General features: G+C 66.0%; 12 protein-coding genes and 2 riboswitches. Of the genes, 5 read left to right on the top strand and 7 right to left on the bottom strand.

What is annotated here, in order from left to right:
• Positions 1-267: 267 nt before the first annotated feature.
• Together cobN and cobW are read right to left on the bottom strand one after the other, a co-directional pair.
• Entirely contained in the window at positions 268-3,996 is a 3,729-nt protein-coding gene (gene cobN / locus FB481_RS09940; RefSeq protein WP_147176222.1) for a cobaltochelatase subunit CobN, read from the bottom strand.
• A gap of 12 nt (positions 3,997-4,008) precedes the next feature.
• Positions 4,009-5,058: a cobalamin biosynthesis protein CobW gene (gene cobW, locus FB481_RS09935; protein WP_093501141.1), complete on the bottom strand. Its 1,050-nt coding sequence runs from the start codon at positions 5,056-5,058 to the stop codon at positions 4,009-4,011.
• Positions 5,059-5,154: 96 nt separating this feature from the next.
• Positions 5,155-5,337, bottom strand: a riboswitch (cobalamin riboswitch).
• Between the two features lie 71 nt (positions 5,338-5,408).
• A riboswitch (cobalamin riboswitch) is annotated at positions 5,409-5,611 on the top strand.
• A 94-nt stretch (positions 5,612-5,705) separates the two neighbouring features.
• On the opposite strand from cobW, the gene FB481_RS09930 reads away from it, so the two are divergent.
• The 4 genes from FB481_RS09930 (at position 5,706) to cobM (ending at position 7,917) form a co-directional block, all read left to right on the top strand.
• Positions 5,706-5,891, top strand: coding sequence for a CbtB domain-containing protein (locus FB481_RS09930; RefSeq protein ID WP_013793513.1), 186 nt, complete (start codon positions 5,706-5,708; stop codon positions 5,889-5,891).
• A 10-nt stretch (positions 5,892-5,901) separates the two neighbouring features.
• On the top strand, positions 5,902-6,612 hold the full coding sequence (locus FB481_RS09925; protein ID WP_093501139.1) for a CbtA family protein: 711 nt from the start codon (positions 5,902-5,904) through the stop codon (positions 6,610-6,612).
• A complete protein-coding gene (locus FB481_RS09920; protein WP_147176221.1) occupies positions 6,609-7,016 on the top strand; it encodes a cobalamin biosynthesis protein in 408 nt (135 codons plus the stop codon). Before FB481_RS09925 ends, FB481_RS09920 begins: the two co-directional genes overlap by 4 nt.
• Before the next feature lie 127 nt (positions 7,017-7,143).
• On the top strand, positions 7,144-7,917 hold the full coding sequence (cobM, locus tag FB481_RS09915) for a precorrin-4 C(11)-methyltransferase (protein WP_093501135.1): 774 nt from the start codon (positions 7,144-7,146) through the stop codon (positions 7,915-7,917).
• Here cobM and FB481_RS09910 read toward each other — a convergent pair.
• The 4 genes from FB481_RS09910 to FB481_RS09895 all read right to left on the bottom strand — a co-directional run bounded on the left by FB481_RS09910 (position 7,880) and on the right by FB481_RS09895 (position 14,703).
• Entirely contained in the window at positions 7,880-8,194 is a 315-nt protein-coding gene (locus FB481_RS09910) for a hypothetical protein (protein ID WP_093501132.1), read from the bottom strand. The genes cobM and FB481_RS09910 overlap by 38 nt on opposite strands.
• 949 nt (positions 8,195-9,143) lie before the next feature.
• Positions 9,144-10,490, bottom strand: coding sequence for a TolC family protein (locus FB481_RS09905; protein WP_147176220.1), 1,347 nt, complete (start codon positions 10,488-10,490; stop codon positions 9,144-9,146).
• On the bottom strand, positions 10,487-13,573 hold the full coding sequence (locus FB481_RS09900; RefSeq protein WP_256662725.1) for an efflux RND transporter permease subunit: 3,087 nt from the start codon (positions 13,571-13,573) through the stop codon (positions 10,487-10,489). Before FB481_RS09900 ends, FB481_RS09905 begins: the two co-directional genes overlap by 4 nt.
• Positions 13,570-14,703, bottom strand: a complete 1,134-nt coding sequence (locus FB481_RS09895; protein ID WP_244154106.1) for an efflux RND transporter periplasmic adaptor subunit — start codon at positions 14,701-14,703, stop codon at positions 13,570-13,572. The genes FB481_RS09900 and FB481_RS09895 overlap by 4 nt, the downstream gene beginning before the upstream one ends.
• 203 nt (positions 14,704-14,906) lie before the next feature.
• On the opposite strand from FB481_RS09895, the gene FB481_RS09890 reads away from it, so the two are divergent.
• Positions 14,907-17,618, top strand: a complete 2,712-nt coding sequence (locus tag FB481_RS09890) for a DEAD/DEAH box helicase (RefSeq protein ID WP_147176219.1) — start codon at positions 14,907-14,909, stop codon at positions 17,616-17,618.
• A gap of 9 nt (positions 17,619-17,627) precedes the next feature.
• Here the strand turns inward: FB481_RS09890 and FB481_RS09885 are convergent, their stop codons facing one another.
• A complete protein-coding gene (locus tag FB481_RS09885; RefSeq protein ID WP_147176218.1) occupies positions 17,628-19,811 on the bottom strand; it encodes a patatin-like phospholipase family protein in 2,184 nt (727 codons plus the stop codon).
• Positions 19,812-19,896: the final 85 nt, after the last annotated feature.

Here is a 19,896-nt window from a genome sequence, read left to right as displayed (position 1 = left end):
GATCACAGGTCGTGCGTACACGACGGCATTACTGGCGCATTGGACGAAACTCCGGCGGGGAATGAGCGGCCAGGGTAAACCTGGGTCAGGCTGAGGGCAACCCGGCAAACTAATGGGCTAACTGCAGGCAGTAGGATGGGTGCAACCCATCGGCAATTGATGGGTTTTCACCCATCCTACAGACTGCAAACCAAATCGGTTGAGCGCAGCGACACCCAGAAGATCGCCCTGGGTATCGCTGCGCTCAACGCCAGGCTACGAGCGTTGTCAGCTTTCTTCGCTATCGAGCAGCAGGTTTTCCAGGGCCTCGCGGTACTCGCCTGGCTCCTGCCAAAGGCCGCGCTGCTGGGCTTCGAGCAGGCGTTCGATGATGTCCTGCAGGGCGCCGGGGTTGTGCTGCTGGATGAAGTCGCGGGTGTCTCTGTCCATCAGGTAGGCGTCGGTGAGCAGGGCGTACTGGTGGTCGTCGACCAGCTCGCTGGTGGCGTCGAAGGCGAACAGGTAGTCGATGGTCGCGGCCAGTTCAAAGGCGCCCTTGTAGCCATGGCGTTTCATGCCCTCGATCCACTTCGGGTTGGCCGCACGGGCGCGTACCACGCGGGCCAGTTCCTGCTTGAGGGTGCGGATCCGTGGCGTGTCGGGCTGGCTGTTGTCGCCGAAGTAGCTGGCCGCCTTGCCACCGCGCAAGGTTTCCACCGCCGCCAGCATGCCGCCCTGGAACTGGTAGTAATCATTGGAATCGAGGATGTCGTGCTCGCGGTTGTCCTGGTTTTGCAGCACCGCCTGCATGCGCTCCAGGCGCTCGGCGAACTGCTCGCGGGCCGGTGCGCCCTCGACGCCCTTGCCGTAGGCATATCCGCCCCAGTTCAGGTACACCTCGGCAAGATCCGCACGGCTTTCCCACAGGCGCTCTTCGATGGCGTTCTGCACGCCGGCCCCATAGGCACCCGGCTTGGAGCCGAAAATCCGCCAGCCAGCCTGGCGCCGTGCCTGGTGTTCGTCCAGCCCGCCGTCCTGCAGTGCCAGGGCTTCTTCCCAGACCCGGGTGGACAACGGGTTCATGTCCGGTGCTTCGTCGAGGTCGGCAACCGCCTGCACGGCGTCATCGAACAGACGGATCAGATTGGCGAAGGCATCGCGGAAGAAGCCGGACACCCGCAGGGTCACGTCCACCCGCGGGCGACCGAGCTGCTCCAGCGGCAGCACCTCGAAACGCTCGACCCGCTGGCTACCGGCCTGCCACACCGGGCGCACGCCCATCAGCGCCATGGCCTGGGCGATATCGTCGCCGCCGGTGCGCATGGTCGCGGTGCCCCACACCGACAGGCCGAGCTGGCGCAGGTGGTCGCCTTCGTCCTGCAGGTGGCGTTCGAGCAGGCGATCAGCGGCCTGCACACCGAGGCGCCAGGCGGTGGGCGTGGGCAGGTTGCGCACGTCCACGGAGTAGAAGTTGCGCCCGGTCGGCAACACGTCGAGCCGCCCCCGGCTTGGCGCGCCACTGGGGCCGGACGGCACGAAACGGCCTTCGAGCGCGCTGAGCAGGCCATGCATCTCGGCGTCACCACAGGCGTCCAGCAGCGGAGCGATATGGCCGTGCAGACCGTGCAGCACGAGTTCGCTGAGCGGGCCGACCGACCCGGCCCCTTCGATCAACCGCAACCCGAGCAGCTCAAGGCGCTCGCGGGTATCGCCCACCGTGCGCCAGGGCTCGTCGCCCAGGCTCACCAGCACTTCCGGCCGTGGGCCGGCCCAGGGCGCCGCCATATCGCAATCGAGCGGATCGAAATCGAGTGCTAGGTCATGAGCCAGGGCGCGTAGCAGGCTGGCATTGCCGCCCTGCCCGTCGCCACGCGGAATGCGCAGCAGCGCCAGCAGCGTGTCGCGGCGCAACTGCCCGGCCGGCGACTCGCCGAACACGTGAAGGCCATCGCGGATCTGTGATTCCTTGAGGTCGCACAGGTAGGCATCGAGCTGCGGCAGCCAGCTGGCGGGGTCATCGTTCAGCTGCAGGCCCAGTTCGCGATCCAGGCTGGCCTCGCGCACCTTCTGCAGGATCTCGCCACGCAGCTCGCTGGCGCGGCGCAGGTCGAGCTGGCTGGCGTCGTAATATTCGTCGGCCAGGCGCTCCAGATCGCGCAGCGGGCCGTAGCTTTCGGCGCGGGTCAGCGGCGGCATCAGGTGGTCGATGATCACCGCCTGGGTGCGGCGCTTGGCCTGGGCACCTTCGCCGGGGTCGTTGACGATGAACGGGTAGATGTTCGGCAGCGCGCCGAGAATCGCCGTCGGCCAGCAGCTTTCGGAAAGCCCGACGCTCTTGCCCGGCAGCCACTCCAGGTTGCCGTGCTTGCCGACGTGGATCACCGCATTGGCCCCGTATACGTGGCGCATCCAGAAATAGAAGGCCAGGTAACCGTGGGGCGGCACCAGGTCCGGGTCGTGGTAGACCGCCGCGGCATCGACCTGATAACCCCGTGCCGGCTGGATGCCGACGAAGGTCAGGCCGAAGCGCAGGCCGGCGATCATCAGCCGACCCTCGCGGAACATCGGGTCGCTTTCCGGCGAGCCCCAGCGCTCCAGCACCGCCTGGCGATTGACCTCGGGCAGTGCCGCGAAGCAGCGCTGGTAGTCGTCCAGTGCCAGGCTCTGGGCGCAGGGCCGCAGGTCGAGATTGTCGAGGTCGTTGGTCACGCCGCCGAGCAGTTGGTGGATCAGCGCGGTGCCGCTGTCCGGCAGGCCCTCGACCGGATAGCCCTGGGCTTGCAGGGCGCACAGGATATTCAGCGCCGCGGCTGGCGTATCCAGGCCGACCCCGTTGCCGATGCGGCCATCGCGGGTCGGGTAGTTGGCGAGTACCAGAGCAACGCGCTTATCCACAGCCGGCAGGCGCTGCAGGTCGGCCTGACGACGCGCCAGTTCAGCGACGAAATCCATCCCGGGCAGGTGCGCGCGGTAACAGACCACGTCGCTCTGGCTGCGCTCGCTGCGAAAGGCCAGGCCCTTGAAGCTGATGGGCCGGGTGATCAGCCGGCCATCCAGCTCCGGCAGCGCGATATGCATGGCCAAGTCGCGAGGGCCGAGGCCCTGGGCGTTGCCTTGCCACTGTTCTTCGCTGTCCAGGGCGCAAAGCGCCTGCAGCACCGGCACGTCGCGGCGGAACGGACGCGCCTGGGGCGACTCCGGGTTGGACTGGGCGAAACCGGTGGTGTTGAGAATCACACTGGCGCCCGCTTCATCGAGCCAATCCTCCACCTGCGCCAGGCAGGCCGCCTCCTTGAGGCTGGCCACGGCGATGGGTAAAGGGTTGAGGCCCTGGGCCTGCAGCCGCTGGCAGAAGGTGTCGACGAAGGCCGTGTTGGCCGCCTGCACATGGGTGCGATAGAACAGCAAGGCGGCAACCGGTGCATCCGCTTTCCAGTCGCCGCGCCAGTCCTGCAGCGAGGCATTGCCGATACGCGGGTGATAGAGGCCGACCCGCGGCAGCGGTTGCGGCGTCTGCCAGCCATAGTCACGGCCCAGGTAACGGTCGGCAATGCAGTTGAAGAACTGCCGGGCGTTATCCACACCGCCCTGGCGCAGGTACTGCCAGAGCCGCTCGGCATCTTCGGTGGTCACGTTGCCCAGCGCCGTGAGCTCGGGGTCGGGGTTGTCACAACCCGGAACAAGAATCAGCGTCTTGCCCTGCCCCGCCAACTCCAACAGCCGCTCGATGCCGTAGCGCCAGTAGCTGACGCCGCCGTGCACGGAAATCATGATCACCTTGGCGTGCCTGAGCACCTGCTCGACGTAGAAATCCACCGAGGCGTTGTTGCTCAGCTGCGCCGGGCTGGCCAGGCGCAGGCTGGGGTAATCCTCGGGCAGATGGCGGGCGACTTCGGCCAACAGCGACAGGTGCGAATCGCCGGTGCACAGCACCACCAGTTCGGCGGGTGTCTGGCCGAGGTCGGCGATGCTGTCGGCCGGCAGCGATTGGCCGGGCTGAGTACGCAGCAGGTGCATGATGGGCGCCGGTTACGCCAGCGCCGCTTTCAGCTCGGCGGCGATGGCGGTGTGATCCAACTCCTGGCCGATCACGATGAGGCGGGTCACTCGGGCTTCGTCTGTTTTCCAGGCGCGGTCGAAGTGCTTGTCGAAGCGCTGGCCAACGCCTTGCAGCAGCAGGCGCATGGGTTTGTTCGGCACCGCGACGAAGCCTTTCACGCGCAGAATGCCGTGTTTGCCGACCACATCCTTCAGCGCAGCGAGCAGGCGCGCCTCTTCCGCTTCCGGTAGTTCCACGTGGAACGAGTCGAATTCATCATGATCGTGATCGTCGTCTTCATCGTCGTGGTGGGTGCGGCGGCCCTCGATGTGCAACTCGGTCTCGCTGTTCAGGCCCAGCAGCACATTGAGCGGCAGCGAGCCGCCATGAGCCTCGACCACCTTGACCGCCGACGGCAGTTCCTCGGCCACTTCGGCGCGCACGGCAGCCAGCGCGCCGGCATCGAGCAGGTCGGCCTTGTTGAGAATCACCAGGTCGGCGCTGGCCAGTTGGTCGGCGAACAGCTCATGCAGCGGCGACTCGTGGTCGAGGTTGGGGTCGAGCTTGCGCTGGGCATCGACCTGATCGGGGAAGGCGGCGAAGGTGCCGGCAGCCACCGCCGGGCTGTCTACCACGGTGATCACCGCATCGACGGTGCAGGCGTTGCGGATTTCCGGCCAGTTGAAGGCCTGCACCAGTGGCTTGGGCAGGGCCAGGCCGCTGGTTTCGATGAGGATATGGTCGAGGTCGCCGCGACGCTCCACCAACTCGCGCATCACCGGGAAGAACTCTTCCTGCACGGTGCAGCACAGGCAGCCGTTGGCCAGCTCGAACACCCGGCCATTGGCTTCTTCCTCGGTGCAGCCGATGGAGCACTGCTTGAGGATTTCGCCATCGATACCCAGCTCGCCGAATTCGTTGACGATCACCGCGATGCGCCGGCCCTCGGCGTTTTCCAGCATGTGGCGCAGCAAGGTGGTCTTACCGGCACCGAGAAAGCCGGTGACGATGGTGACGGGAAGTTTGGCGAGCGTTTTCATGGAAGCCCCTGGCAGTCTGCAGAAACGGCGAGCGGGCGATAGGATGGCAGGCACGGGCGAACCCATGCCGAGCATCACCGGATCACCCCGCCCGGTTGTCGAAAGCGTTATCGAGGCAGGTCTCCTGGCTGGCAGGTCATGGCGCGCGGCCGGCCTTCCCGGTTGCCCAGTGGCGATTGGCGACGCACTCGCTGCTTACAGTTGCGGGGGCAGCCACGGCGATCCGTGTTCCCTCTTAGCTGCTTGATGACAAGCAGCACCTCGAAGAATGCAAGGCTACGCAGCCCCCGCGACACGGTCAATCGCGGCGCGACCTGCAGCATATTGACGCCCTGATTGCTTCGTGGTGTTCTTGGCTGGTTGTTTCAGGTGTCTCACGCCGCCGTGCGTGAGGTGAAACGGGAAGCCGGTTCGAGTCCGGCGCTGCCCCCGCAACGGTAAGCGAATGCCAGGATCGTTTTGGCCACTGTGCGTATGCATGGGAAGGCCGATCCCCATCGCCGCAAGGTGATCATCGCAAGCCCGGAGACCGGCCTGGATCGTCTGTTTGGCAACCCGCGGTGGGCGGGCACGCGCCGATCGCTGCCTGCCTGTGCGGGCTGTCTCGCCGTGTCCTGCTGTGCCGTCTACCCCTGAGGTCTACGATCATGTCCAGCAGCGTCATTTCCACCTCCAGCGTTTCCACATTGCCCCTGTCACAGCGCATCCTGCTTGCTTTTGGCAGCTGCGTGCTGGGCGCAGTGCTGATTTTCTTCGCCGGCTTCTCCCACGTCGAAGCCCTGCACAACGCCGCCCACGACACCCGGCACAGCGCCGCGTTTCCGTGCCACTGAGGGCTTGCTGATGATCAAGCGTATCGCCCAGACCGCCGGCTTCGCCGGCCTGCTCGCCGCCATCGTGCTGACGGTGCTGCAGAGCCTGTGGGTCACCCCACTGATCCTGCAGGCGGAAGGCTTCGAAGTCGCGGAGCCTGCCGCCATCGAACACAGCCATGACGCCACCGCTGCCCACGACCATGGCGCGAGCGGCCACAGCCACGACGGCGAAGCCTGGGCGCCCGAAGACGGCTGGCAGCGGTTGTTATCCACAGGCCTGAGCAATCTGGTGGTCGCCGTCGGCTTCGCGTTGATGCTCGCTGGCCTGTTCACCCTGCGCGCCCCGGAAAAAACCTGGCAGGGCCTGCTCTGGGGCCTGGCCGGATTCGCCACCTTCGTCCTGGCGCCCGCCAGCGGCTTGCCGCCGGAGCTGCCGGGCACTGCCGCAGCGGAACTAGTGCTGCGCCAGTACTGGTGGACCGGCGCGGCCGCGTCGACCGCGGCGGGCCTGGCGCTGCTGGCATTCGGCGGCAATTGGATGCTGCGCATTCTCGGTGTGGCGATTCTCGCCTTGCCCCACCTGCTCGGCGCGCCGCAGCCCGAGGTGCATGAAAGCCTGGCGCCCGAGGCGCTGGAACATGAGTTCATCCTCGCCTCACTGCTGACCAACGCTGCGTTCTGGGCGGCGCTGGGCCTGGCTGCCGCCTGGTTCCACGGCCGTGGGCGCCAGCAACAGTGAGTGAGCGGCCTGTTCTCGTCGCCGGCCTGGGTTGCCGGCGCGAGTGCTCGCTCGAAGAGCTGCTGAGCTTGCTCGACGACACCCTGGCTGAACATGGCTCGAGCACTGCCGAGCTGACAGCCCTGGCCAGCAGCGAGCACAAGGTCGATGAGCCAGGCTTGCAGCAACTGGCAGCGCACCTGAACCTGCCGATCCACTTCCTGCCCGCCGAAGTGCTGGCGGGTTACCATGGGCGCTTGAGCCAGACCTCGGCCATCGCCCAGCGTGTCACCGGCAGCCCGGGCGTTGCCGAAGCCAGCGCCCTGGCGCTGGCCGAACGCTCGAGCAATCGACCGGCTCGCCTGTGGATAACCAAGCGCAAGAGCCCCAACGCGACAATGGCCGTTGCTCGCAGCGATCCGTAGGGTGGATCGGGGCGCGTAGCCCACGCTTTCTCGATCCAAGGGAAGGCGATCCCCCACCTGGCGACCGCATAAGCCGAACACCACGGTGGAAGAGAAAAGCATCTTCCACCCTACACCCAGGAATCCAATGACCGTCTACTTTATCGGCGCCGGCCCCGGCGACCCCGAGCTGATCACCGTCAAGGGCCAGCGCCTGATCCACAGCTGCCCGGTAATCCTCTACGCCGGCTCGCTGGTGCCCGAAGCGGTGCTAGCCGGCCACCGCGCCCGTCAGGTGGTGAACACCGCCGAGCTGCATCTGGATGAGATCGTCGCCCTGCTGCGCGCCGCTCATGAGCGCGGAGAAGACGTAGCGCGGGTGCACTCCGGCGACCCGTCGCTGTATGGCGCCATCGGCGAGCAGATTCGTCACCTGCGTGCGCTGGGCATCCCCTTCGAGATCATTCCCGGCGTGACCGCCACAGCCGCCTGCGCCGCGCTGCTGGAGAGCGAACTGACGCTGCCGGCGGTGTCGCAAACGGTGATCCTCACCCGCTACGCCAGCAAGTCGCCGATGCCGACGGGTGAGCAGCTGCATGATCTCGCCCGCCACGGCGCGACCATGGCCATCCACCTGGGCGTGCAGCACCTGCCAGAGATCGTCGCCGAGCTGCTGCCGCATTACGGCGCCAGTTGCCCGATCGCGGTGGTGCATCGCGCCAGTTGGCCGGACCAGGACTGGGCGGTCGGTACCCTGGCGGATATCGAGGCCAAGGTCAGCGCCAAGGGTTTCCGGCGTACCGCGCTGATTCTCGTCGGCCAGGTATTGGGGGCGGAAGACTTCGCCGATTCGGCGCTCTACAACGAAGGCCACCGCCACCTGTTCAGGACAGGCGCTGCAGACGATACAGACTCTCGCTGACCTGGCCACGGTTGTCGGCGATGACGATCTGGGCGCCTTGGCGGGCGAGGCGCTCGTTGAAGTCGCTGGCGTACAACTGCTTGAGAAAGGCCGGGTAATCAAGTGGGGCCTGGGTAGGCGTCAGGTTAGCCAGCCAGACATGCAGCGCCGGCAGGAAAAAGCTCCATTGTCCTGCGCTGCAGTCGAAGCCAGCGGCGCGCAATTGCGCGATAGACGCCGAGTCGCCGCTCAGCACCTCGCCACAATAGCGATACAGGATGTCCAGCCACTCGTTCATTTCAGCCCGCAACCACCGGCACTCCCACAGCGGTGCAGTTGCCAGCGCACCTGTCGCTCGCACGCCTGCCCCTGAGCTGAAGATGCGCAAATGCCGGCAGCCCCAGGCCCGCATCGCTTGCCTGGGCTTGCAGGCTCAATTGGCACTGATTGACATCGATGCAGCGTCTGACGCCTCGCTGATCGGCTCTACCCGTATAAAACCGCCATCATCCGGAACGATCAAACGCCCAGGGCGCATCTCGATCATTGGATTGGCAGGACGCGGGGGCTCAGCCACCACAGTAGTTTTGGCAGGCGGCGGCAGCGTAGCCAAAGCGTTCGCAGGTGGGGGCGCGGCCGGTTTGACAGGCGGCGCGACCACAGCAGGTGCGGCGGCCACCGCGGGTACCGCGGCCTGAGCGACATCGGCAGTCTGGCGCCCCGTAGGAGCGGCCGCCGTGCGCACCGCAGGCACTGCCGGATCTACGCCAGCAGCCGCGCGAGCGGGCGGCAACGATGTTGGCGGCGCCGTGCTTGCAGAACGGGCAAGGGCCAGCGGCACAACCGGCGTTGGCCGGAAATTGGACAGCTGTGGAGCCGGCACGCCCTGCGGACGCGCTACTACGCTAGGTGCCGTTGCCGGTGCCTGCGCCGCTACAGGAGCCAAACTCGGCTGGTCGGGGGTGCTTACACACCCCCCCAACAGCGCCAGCAGCACAACTACAGTCGTTACACCCTTCATTTCCCCCCCAAAGCCCCCGCCAAACGTGATAAATCCGGATATTCGTCAATAGCCGGGAGCAAGACTATCACCACGATGATAGCGAACAGATTGCCGGGTGATTTGCCAAGTCATAGGTCGACAGCGATGCGGAACGTCTCCAAACGATAAGCCGTTCGAGCAATGCGATGCAATCGGCTGCATCCCGGGCCTGCGAGCGGCTCACTAAACGCTGCAGCCCAGCGCCTTATCCACCCGAATCCCGCTGTTTCTCCACGGGTGCCAAGCCCAGGGTGCGATAGATCTCAACCCAGCGCAGCGCAACGTCACTGGCGGCCCTTTGCTGTTCGAGGTGCGTATCGAACTGGGTGCGCTGGGCATCCAGCACCTCGATCATCGATAAGGTACCGGCGTCGTACTGCCGTTGCGCCAGCGCGGTGGCACTGGCTGCCGAATGGCTTGCCGTGTCCAGCAACCGCTGCCGATCAAGCCCTTCGACGTAGGCGCTGATGGCGCTGCGGGTTTCCCTGAGCGCCTGTACCAGGCTGGCCTGATAGCCAAGCCAGGCTTGCTCACGGCGTGCATCGCCGGCTTCGATGCCCGCGCGGATGCGGCCAAAATCGAACAGTGGCTGCAGGGCCTGTGCGCTCAGCGTCCAGGCCGGAACGCTCGCGCCCTGCTCGAAGCCCACCAGGGCACCGAGGGTCAGCTGTGGATAACGCAGTGCCTTGGCCGCATCCAGGCTATCGTCGGCCGCCAGCAGACGCAGCTCGGCGGCGCGTACGTCAGCTCGGGCACGCAGGCTGCTGGCGGGCAGCTGCAACAGCGGTAGCAGGCGCTCGTCACGGGGTGCCAGCGGTTGCGCCGGCTCAGCCAGCAACCCGTCAATTCGCGATTGCTGCGCATTGAGCAGATAGGCCAGCGCGTAACGCGCCGCCTCACCGCGTTGACGTGCCTGCGGGATGACCGCGCGGGTGATCGCCACCTGGGTATCGAGGCGCTCGACGTCGAAACCACTGGCGGTGCCCTGGTCGAAACGTACCCGGGTGATTCGGGCGATCTGCGCCTGACTGTCGGCAGCACGGCCTGCAATATCGACCTCATGCTGGGCCAGGCGATAGTTCAGGTAGGTGCTGGCCACCTCGGCGATCAGGCTGACGCGTAGCGCCTGGTAGTCGGCATCCGCCGCCTGCAGGTTGGCTTCGGCGGCGCGTTGCAGCGCACCCAGGCGCCCGAACAGATCGGCCTCCCAGCTCAGGTCCAGCCCGTAGAAGTAGTCTTCGTCGCGGCCATCGCGGGCGCTACGACCCTTTTCGTGGCTGCCGGTCATGTTCAGGGTCGGATACCGGTTGCCCGCAGCCTGCCGGCGTAGCGCGCGCTGCTCGCGAATACGCTGGGTCGCTGTCGCCAGGTCGAGGTTGTCACGCAGCGCCAGCGCTACCAGTTGATCCAGCACCGGATCCTGCAGGCTTTGCCACCAGGCCTGCGGCAGCGCGGCCACCGCCTGGGCTGGCAAGGGCGCTGGCGGCAGAGGCTCGCGGCTGCTGCAGGCCAGCAGCGGCAGACAAGCCAGCGCCAGTAACACGGCCCTCATCTCACACCCGCCGGGTGCGCTAAATCAGACGCGCGCCGCCTGCCCAGATGACGATCCATCATCAGGTAGACCACCGGCGTGGTCAGCAGCGTCAGCACCTGGCTGAACAACAGGCCGCCGACCACGGCGACGCCCAGCGGCTCACGCAGCTCGGCGCCGGTTCCGAAGGCGAGCATCAGCGGCACCGCACCGAACATCGCGGCCAGCGTGGTCATCAGGATCGGCCGAAAGCGAGCCATGCAGGCCTGGTGGATGGCCTCACGAGGTGCCATGCCATGGCGCTGGGCCTGCAGGGCGAAATCGACCAACAGGATGCCGTTCTTCTTGACGATGCCAATCAACAGAATCAGGCCGATCAGCGCCATGATGGAAAAATCCAGCCCCCACAACCAGAGCAGCAGCAAGGCGCCGATACCGGCCGACGGAATGGTCGAGAGAATGGTCAGCGGGTGCACCAGGCTCTCATAGAGCACACCCAGAATGATGTATACGGCGACCAGCGCGGCCAGGATCAGCCAGGGTTGCGAGGCCAGAGTCTGCTGGAAAGCCTGAGCGGCGCCGCTGAAGCGCCCGCCGATGCTGGCCGGCATGCCGATCTCCTGCTCGAGCTGACGCAACACCGCCACCGCGTCGCCAAGCGCTACGCCGGGTGCCAGGTTGAACGACAGGTTGGCCGACGGCAGCATGCCGCTGTGGTTGATGCTGACCGGCGCCGGCTTGGCCGGCTGCACCTGAACGAAGGTACTCAGTGGCACCAGCTGCCCGGTGATCGGTGAGCGCAGCTGGAACAGCTCAAGGCTCTGCACCCGCTGGCGCTGGTTGCTGCTCAGCTCGAGCACCACCTGATACTGATTGGACGCGGTCTGGATCTCGTTGATCCGCCGTTGCCCGAAGGCGTCGTACAGCGCTTCGTCTACATCCGCCGCCGAGAAGCCATAGCGCGCGGCAGCCTCGCGATCGATCTGCACCGGGGTTATCGAGGCGTCGAACTGCAGGTCGTTGTTCACGTCGCGAAACATCGCCTGCCCCTGCAGTCGTTCGGTCAGACGCGGCGTCCAGACGGCCAGCTCCTCCAGCGAGCGACTGCGCAGGATGTACTGGTACTGCGCACGCGATGCCCGGGAGCCGAGGTTGATGTCCTGCCCTGCCCGTAGGGTCACGCGCAGGTCGGGAATGACGGCGAACTGTGGACGAAGTCGGTCGATGATCTGCTCGACGCTGACCGAACGATCATCCGGGTCGGTCAGCACCACGGCCAGGCCGCCGACGCTGTAGCTGCCGTCATTGCCGATATCGGCGTTGAAGGCCACGACATCCGGGTCGTTGCGCAGGATATCCACAACCTGCCGGCTCTTGGTGCGCATCGCCTCGTAGGAAATATCCGCCGAGGCCTGCACCGTGCCATTCATGAAACCCGTGTCCTGTAGCGGGAAAAAGCCCTTGGGCATCAGCGCGAAACCACTCACGCTGATGGCGATGCAGGCGAAGAACACCGCCAGGATGCTGCGCGGGTGATCCAGCGCCCACACCAGCGCGCCCTCGTAGCCACGCAGTACGCGGCGCATGGTCGGGCCTGGCCCGTGATGGTTGTCCAGCGGGCGCATGCACAGGGCGGCCAGCGCCGGCGCCAGGGTCAGGCAGATGACCACGGAAATCATGATCGCCGAGGTGGCCGCCAGGGCGAACTCGCGAAACAGACGGCCCACATAGCCGCTCATGAAAAACAGCGGTATGAACACCGCCACCAGCGACAGGCTGATGGACACCACCGTGAAGCCGATCTCGCGAACCCCGTCGAGGGCCGCCTGGACCCGGCCGACACCCCGCTCCAGATGCCGGTGAATGTTTTCCACGACGACGATGGCATCGTCGACGATGAACCCCACAGCAACGATGATCGCCACCAGCGTCAGGTTGTTGAGCGACAAGCCGAACGCCAGCATGGCCGCGCAGGAGCCGATCACCGAAGTCGCCAGAACGGCGAACACCACCAGGGTCGCCGACCACTGGCGCAGGAACAGCGCCATGATGCCGATCACCAGCGCCACGGCAATCAGCAGGGTCAGCTCGGCCTCGTGCAGCGAGGCGCGAATGGTCCGGGTGCGATCGTTGAGCACCTTGACCTCGAGATCGGCCGGCAGGCCGGCTGTCAGCTCGGGCAGCGCCGCCGTGACCGCATCGGCGGTAGCGACGATGTTGGCACCCGGCTGACGACGGATAACCACCGCCACGCCGGGTTTTCCATCGGGTGTGGCCTGGGTGTAGGCGTTTTCCGCACCGGGCACCACGCTTGCCACGTCTCCCAGGCGAATGGCTGCGCCGTTCCGGTAGGCGACGATCAGGTCGGCGTACTCGCTGGCCTCGAACAGCTGGCCATTGCTGTCCAGGGTGGACAGTCGATGCTGGCCGACCAGTGCGCCGGTGGGCCGGTTGCCGCTGGCTCGCTGCACGGCGCTGCGGATGTCCGCCAGGGTGACGCCGGCAGCCACCAGCCGCTCTGGCCGTGCCTGGATGCGAATCGCCGGGCGTTGCAGACCGTTGAGGCGAATCATGCCGACGCCTTCGATCTGGCTCAGCTGGCGGGCGATGGCCGACTCGGCCAGGTCGCTGACCTCATACGGCGAGAGGGTGCCGGAGGTAACCGAGAGGATCAGGATCGGGGTATCGGCGGGGTTGATCTTGCGCCACACCGGCAACTCGGGAAGTTGGCTGGGCAGGCGCGAGGAGGCGGCGTTGATCGCGGCCTGGACCTCCTGAGCGGCGGCGTCGATGTTCTTGTCGAGGCTGAACTGCAGGATCAGTTCGACCCGGCCCAGCGAGCTGGCCGAGGTCATGTCGTCCACGCCGGGAATGGCGCTGAGCTGCACCTCCAGAGGCGTGGCGACCGACGAGGCCATGGTTTCGGCGCTGGCGCCGGGCATCTGCGCGGAAATCTCGATGGTCGGCGCATCCACTTCCGGCAGCGGCGCCAGCGGCAGGCGTGCGAAGGCAATGACGCCGCCCAGGATCAGCGCCAAGGCGAGCAGAATCATGCCGATCGGATGGGCGATGCACAGCGCGTAGAAGCCGCGTGGCCGCCTCAAGGCTGATTTCCGCCAACGGATACCGGCTCGACACGCCTGACGGTAACCCCAGGGCGCAACCGCGACTGGCCATCGGTGACGATCCGATCACCGGCCGCCAAGCCGGAAACCACCGCGCGCTGCTCGTCCTCGTGCAGTACCTTCACCGCCACCGGCTGTACCTGCTCACCTTCAACGCGCCACACGAAGGTGCCCTCGGTGCGCTGGCGGAGGGCCTCGAGGGGTACCGCCAGCGCCTGCTCGAGCAGCCCGGTCTGCAGGGTGACCACCACCGACTGATCCGGCCACAGCTGCTGCTGGGCGTTCGCGAAACGCGCCTTGAAGCGCAGCGTGCCCGTGTCCAGCGCGACGCGGTTATCGATCAGCGCCAGGGTACCGGTGCCGAGCAACGCGCCACCGTCTTCGGCAAACGCCTGCACTGGCGTTTCCTGAACCGCACCCAGCAAACGCTGCAGCTCGGGCAGGCGGCGCTGGGGCAAGGTGGCTTCCACATCGATAGGGTCGATCTGCACCACCGAGAACAGGCTGGCGCTGTCATTGCTCCTGAGCAGGCTGCCGACATCGACATTGCGAATACCCAGGCGGCCCTCGATGGGCGATTCGATTCGCGTGTAGGAGAGTTGCACGCGAGCGGCATTCACCGCCGCATCGCGGGTCGCCAGCGTAGCCTGCAGGCGGGCCACCAGGGCCTTCTGCTGGTCGAGGGTCTGCGCGGGCGAGGCGCGCTCGCGCACCAGGTTCTGGTAACGCTGCAAGTCGATGCGGGCGATATCCAGTTCCGCACGGGTCACATCGCGCTCGGCCTGGGCCTGCTGCAGTGCGGCGCGCAGGCTGCGGTCATCGAGGCGTGCCAACAACTGCCCCTTGCGTACCTGCTGCCCTTCGGCAACCGGCAGCTCGACCAGCGTGGCATCGACCTGGGCGCGGATTTCGACGCTGCTCTGCGCCCGCACCCGCCCCAACGTGCGCAATAGCACCGGGACATTGGCAGGCACCACCTCGTGCACCACCACCGGCACCGCAGCGGGAGCCTGAGCTACGGCCGTGGGCGACGGGCGTAGCCACCAGGCCAGCCCGACACCGACCAGCACGATGCACATCACGAGCGGGAGTATTCGGGACGGAGCCATGCAGGTTCTTCGCAGTGAGGGAAAGAAAATCGGCACGAGCCCTGTTGCCGGAGTCGAACGTTTTAACGGATTTCGCGGGTTATTGCCCTACCGTTTGCCGTATTTACATGACAATGCGTTACAGCAGCTGCCGACCGTCCGATGACAGCATGGTGCTGCAGCGGTAGAGTCGCCGCCTGACCTCAGGCCGCCACGGACACATGATGCAGGGACACGACGCAAGGATCGCCCGCCTATTGGCCTTCTACCGCAGTGCCTACCTGGCCGATAGCCGCGACCTGAACCTCGACAACCTCTCCACGCTGCAGGCTGGCCGCCTGGCTTGGCTCGATGGCCGCGAAGAGCTGGCCAACGGCGCTCTGCCATTGCTGGCGCTGCCACCAAGTATTGGCGCCGAACTGGAGCGCCAGCAAAGCCTCTACCAACGTGAATTGCAGCTGGTCTACGGCGTACTGCCGGTGTGCGGGCGACTCAGCACCGAAAGTGGTCCCTCCACGGCGTTCTGCGCGCCACTGGTGTACTACGAAGCCACCTTGAACAACGGTAGCGAAGGCGACGCCCACCTGCTGGCCATCGACCCCAGCCAGCCATTGGCGAACTGGCGTCTGCTGCGCCAACTGATCGACGATCACAACGCTTCACTCGACGATCTGCCGCTGCCCGACGCGCCCATCGACGCCCATGTGCTGGGCGATCTGCTGGGCTGGATCAGCCAGCGTACGCGGGTGACCGACGTACTCGCCGCCAGCGGTTTCCCAGCCCTGGAAGATCAGGATGCGGTGGCCAAGGCACTGCGACGCCGCAGCCTGTCGCTACGCGCCGCGGCCGTCGTCGCGCTGGTGCCACGTGGCAGCGGCAGCCGCGGCATCGTCCATGAATTGCAGCAATTGCAGGAAACCCACGAATGGTCGGCGCCCTTGCGCCAGCTACTCGGCGAGCTGCAGCCGGCCGCACGCCAGGGTGAAAGCTCGCCCGAGGCCCTGCCGGCCCAGCTCAGCAATGCCCAGAGCCTGGCGCTGGCCAATGCCGCGCGCTATCCGCTGAGCCAGATTTCCGGCCCGCCCGGTACCGGTAAGAGTTACACCCTGGCGGCCCTGGCGCTGGACCGCTACCTGCACGGCGAGTCGGTACTGCTGGTCAGCCGCAGCGCCCAGGCAGTGCGAGTCATCGGCCAGAAACTGCGCGAGGACTTCGGCTTGCGCGACGCGGTGCTGGAGAGCGACGGCGGTAGCCTGCAGCAAACCCTGCGCGACCGCCTGGCCAGCCTGCTGCAGGGCCAGGTGCCGAACACGCCGGCGGATGTAGAGCAGGGCCTGCAGCGCGAGTTGCGCCACCTGATCAAGCTAGAACGGCGCCAGGCCAAGGACTTGGCGACCCGCTGCGGGCAAGCGCTGCGCTGGAGCCGGCTGATCCTCAAGGCCGAGCGCGGCACCCTGGATGTCATCAGGCGCCTCCTGCTGCTGCCCTGGGTGCGCTGGCGTGTACGTGACAGCGTGCGCCCCTGGGCGCTGCTCGATGAACTGCGCGACTGCCAGCAGCACCGTGAGCGCCTGAGCCGTGACTACATCAACGCACGTCGCGCCTCAAGCCTGAGCGGTCTGCTGGCCGGCAACCGGCAGCTATTCGTGCAGTACAACCAGGCGATTCGCGCGCGCCAGTCGCAACGGCAGCTGGCGCTGTTCGAGGACATCGATCCACAGCTACTGCTGACCGCTTTTCCGATCTGGGTGGTGACACTGGATGAGCTGCATCGCCTGCTGCCACTCAAGGCCGGCCTGTTCGACGTGATGGTCATGGACGAAGCCACCCAGTGCGACATCGCCTCGGCCCTGCCGGCCTTCCAACGCTGCCGGCGCGCGGTGATCACTGGTGACGCCAGACAGCTGCGCCATCTGTCGTTCCTGTCGCGCAACCGTGAGGTTCAATTGCTGCAGCGCAGCGGCCTGCCAGGCGACGAGCGTGAGCGCTGGAGCTATCGCGACAACAGTGTGCTCGACCTGGTGGGCCTGCACCTGCCGGAGCAGAGCGCGCTGACCTTTCTCGACGAGCATTTTCGCAGCCGTCCGGCGTTGATCCGCTTCAGCAACCAGTGGTTCTACGCCAACCGCCTGCGGGTGATGAAGGAGCGTCCAAGCCTGGCGCACTGCGACAGCCTGCAGGTGCAACGCCTGGACGGCGAGCGTGCGCGCAATGGCGTCAACCAGGTTGAGCTCGAACACGTGTTGCAGCTGATCGACGAACACATCACCCGCTACGCCGACAGCCCGGTGAAGCCAAGCATCGGTGTAGTGTCACCGTTTCGCGATCAGGTCGAAGCGATCCGCCAGCGCATCGCCGGCCTCGACCTGCAGCGCCTGCGCGATTTTCGTGTGCTGGTGGATACGCCCTACGGTTTTCAGGGCGAGGAGCGCGACCTGATGATCATCAGCTTCGCACTCGACGCCAATGCCAGCCAGGCGGCGGTGTACCTGAACCGCCCCGACATGTTCAACGTGGCGATCACCCGGGCCCGCGAACGTCAGGTGGTGTTATTCAGCGGCGACGAACGCCAGCTGCCCACCGACCACCTGCTGCGCCGCTACCTGGAAAGCGCCGGCGAAGCGCCGAGGCCCACTCACCAGCAACCCGAGCAGGACGCTTTCGAACGCGCCCTGTGTGCGGCGCTACAGACGCACGGCGTGGCCACCTGGACCCGTTACCCGCTGGCCGGTCTGCTGCTGGACGTGTTCTGCCAACGCGGCGACAAGTGCATGGCCATCGACCTGATCGGCTTTCCCGGTGAAGGCGAAGGCTTTCTCGAACTGGAGCGCTACCGGGTGCTGGCCCGCGCCGGTCTGGAAGTGGTGCCACTGAGCTACGGGCTGTGGAGCCAGGAGCCGGAGCGCGCGCTGCAGGCATTGCTGCAGCGCCTGTAGCCGCACCCCTCAGAAGCTGTGGCCGAGGTTCAGATACAGGGCCTTCTCGTTCTCGTCATTGAGGCCGTAGCTGAAATTCAGCGGTCCCAGCGGCGTCTCGTAACCGAGGAACACGCTCGCCGCATTGATGTAACCGCTGTCGAAGGCGTTGTCGTTGTTCCACACCCGGCCGCGCTCCAGGGAGGCGCCGAGGTAGAGCGGAAAATCCAGTGGCAGGAATGAACGTGGCGTCATGCGCCGGTAGTAAACCAGCCGCCCAAGGCTGACGTTCTGCCCGGCCAGGGCGTCCTGGCGGAAGCCCGAGAGTTGTCGCGCGCCGCCCAGTTGGAAGCTGGAGGTGACGATTTCGGCATCATCGAGCGTGCGCCCGTAGCGCCCACCGATGACCAGGCTGTGCGGCCCCTGACTGAATGCCTTGTCGAGGTTGATCTGCCATTGTCGGTAACGATCGTCGGCGCCGAGGCTGGCATCGTACTGGCGCAGCTTCAACTCGATCTGCTCGCCCTCGTGGGGAAAGTCGACGTTATCCAGGGTGTCGAAGGCGTACTGCATCTCGTAGTAGCCCTCGGTAAAGCTGAACTCGGGCTGATCGCGCTCGCCGATACGCACCTTGGCATCGCCCCAGGCCTGGCCAATACCGAAACGCAGCTCGCCATTGTTGGCGATCTGGCGGCCGATGTCGAAGCCGTAGCCATAGCGCTGCACCCGGTATTCGGCAATGGGGTCATTGTCCAACACCGACTCGACGTTCCAGGCATCGACCCGCACGCTGGGCGCCACGAACCAGCGCGAGCCAACGTCCAGAGGCTGGTAGAACTCGCTGAACAGCTCTTGCCGGTCGCCCAGCTGCACCCTGGTGAGCCACTCGGCACCCAGACGGTTGATGCCATTCTTGCGAAAGCTCGCACCCAGGTTGAAGACGCTGTCGCCGTTGAAATCGTCGGAGAGATTCAGGCCCAGACGCAGGTAGTCGGTGCCGGTGCGTTTTTCCCGCGCATCGATCACCAGGGTGTTGCGCTCGTCATGGCTGACCACCCGGTACTGTACGCGCTCGAAGTAATCCAGGCCGTACAGGGTGCCCATATCGCGCTGCAGCGTGGCCATGTCCAGCGGCTCGCCGATGGGCTGGCGGATGTAATTGCGGATCACCTCGTCGCCGACCTTGGAATCGTTGTCCACCTGAATGGCGTGGATCACCGGGGCGCGCTGCTGGGCGCTACGCGCCAGGGTCAGTGCAGGATTACCACCGCCGCGACGCACCAGCTGCGCAAGGCGCGGCTGCAGCGCCTTGGCGGCCCGGTAGCCGGCTTCGATCAGTTCCTCGCCACGGCCGAAGTCGGTGACCTCGAAGCCCGTCATATTCGGCTGCACCAGCACGTCGCTGTCGCGTAGCGTCGCCAGCTGCTGCTCGGAGTTTCGGCGGGTCATCATGGTGATCGACTGGTTGAGCACGTCGACCACGGTGAGCAGTTCCTTGCGCGGTTTCAGCGGCGTGCCGATATCGACGACGATGACCCGGTCGACGCCCATGCCGCGCGCCACATCGACGGGAATATTGTCGACCATGCCGCCGTCGACCAGCAGACGACCGTCCAGCTCGACCGGCGCGAACACCGCGGGGATCGACATGCTGGCACGGATCACTTGCGGCAGGTGACCACTGCGAAACACCACTTTCTGATCATTGGCGATATCGGTGGCCACGGCGCGGAACGGAATCGGCAGGCGGTCGAAATCGCGCACGTCGCTGCTGCGCACCAGCAGGCGTTCGAGCAGCAGCGCCAGATTCTGGCCCTGGATCACACCCAGTGGCAGGCCGAGGCTGCCGTCGTCGCGAAAGCTCAGACGCTGCTTGATGAGGAAATCGCGGTCATCCTGCTTGCGACGAAACGGCACATCGGTACGCGGCGGATCATCGGAAAGTACCTCGCGCCAATCCATGGTCAGCGCCACTTGCTCGAGCTCGGCGACGCTGTAGCCCGAGGCATACAGGCCACCGATCACCGCGCCCATGCTGGTGCCGGCGATGGCGTCGATGCGCACGCCCTGCTCCTCCAGCGCCTTGATCACACCGATATGCGCCAGCCCCCGCGCCGCGCCGCCGGAAAGCACCAGGCCGACCCTGGGCTGGGGTTCCTGGGCGATAGCGAGCAGAGGGGTGAGCAGGAGCAGCAGAACGAGCAGACGACGCATGGCACATCCCTGGTATTGGGCGAAAAAGCGCCATTATAGGAGCCTCGCCGTCAGGGATGCGCACCGCGAAAATGTTTGGTCTGGA

Source organism: Pseudomonas sp. AG1028, from assembly GCF_007993955.1.
In the GTDB taxonomy this organism is placed as follows: domain Bacteria; phylum Pseudomonadota; class Gammaproteobacteria; order Pseudomonadales; family Pseudomonadaceae; genus Aquipseudomonas; species Aquipseudomonas straminea.
Note: the sequence above shows the minus strand (reverse complement) of the source record. Positions and strands in the feature narration are given on the sequence as shown.

Bases quoted from the DNA above. Each gene is read 5' to 3' on its own strand.
- FB481_RS09910 (WP_093501132.1), bottom strand. From the start codon at position 8,194: ATGAACGAGTGGCTGGACATCCTGTATCGCTATTGTGGCGAGGTGCTG.
- FB481_RS09925 (WP_093501139.1), top strand. From the start codon at position 5,902: ATGATCAAGCGTATCGCCCAGACCGCCGGCTTCGCCGGCCTGCTCGCC.
- cobW (WP_093501141.1), bottom strand. From the start codon at position 5,058: ATGAAAACGCTCGCCAAACTTCCCGTCACCATCGTCACCGGCTTTCTC.
- FB481_RS09895 (WP_244154106.1), bottom strand. From the start codon at position 14,703: ATGGCTCCGTCCCGAATACTCCCGCTCGTGATGTGCATCGTGCTGGTC.
- cobM (WP_093501135.1), top strand. From the start codon at position 7,144: ATGACCGTCTACTTTATCGGCGCCGGCCCCGGCGACCCCGAGCTGATC.
- FB481_RS09890 (WP_147176219.1), top strand. From the start codon at position 14,907: ATGCAGGGACACGACGCAAGGATCGCCCGCCTATTGGCCTTCTACCGC.
- FB481_RS09885 (WP_147176218.1), bottom strand. From the start codon at position 19,811: ATGCGTCGTCTGCTCGTTCTGCTGCTCCTGCTCACCCCTCTGCTCGCT.
- FB481_RS09905 (WP_147176220.1), bottom strand. From the start codon at position 10,490: ATGAGGGCCGTGTTACTGGCGCTGGCTTGTCTGCCGCTGCTGGCCTGC.
- FB481_RS09930 (WP_013793513.1), top strand. From the start codon at position 5,706: ATGTCCAGCAGCGTCATTTCCACCTCCAGCGTTTCCACATTGCCCCTG.
- cobN (WP_147176222.1), bottom strand. From the start codon at position 3,996: ATGCACCTGCTGCGTACTCAGCCCGGCCAATCGCTGCCGGCCGACAGC.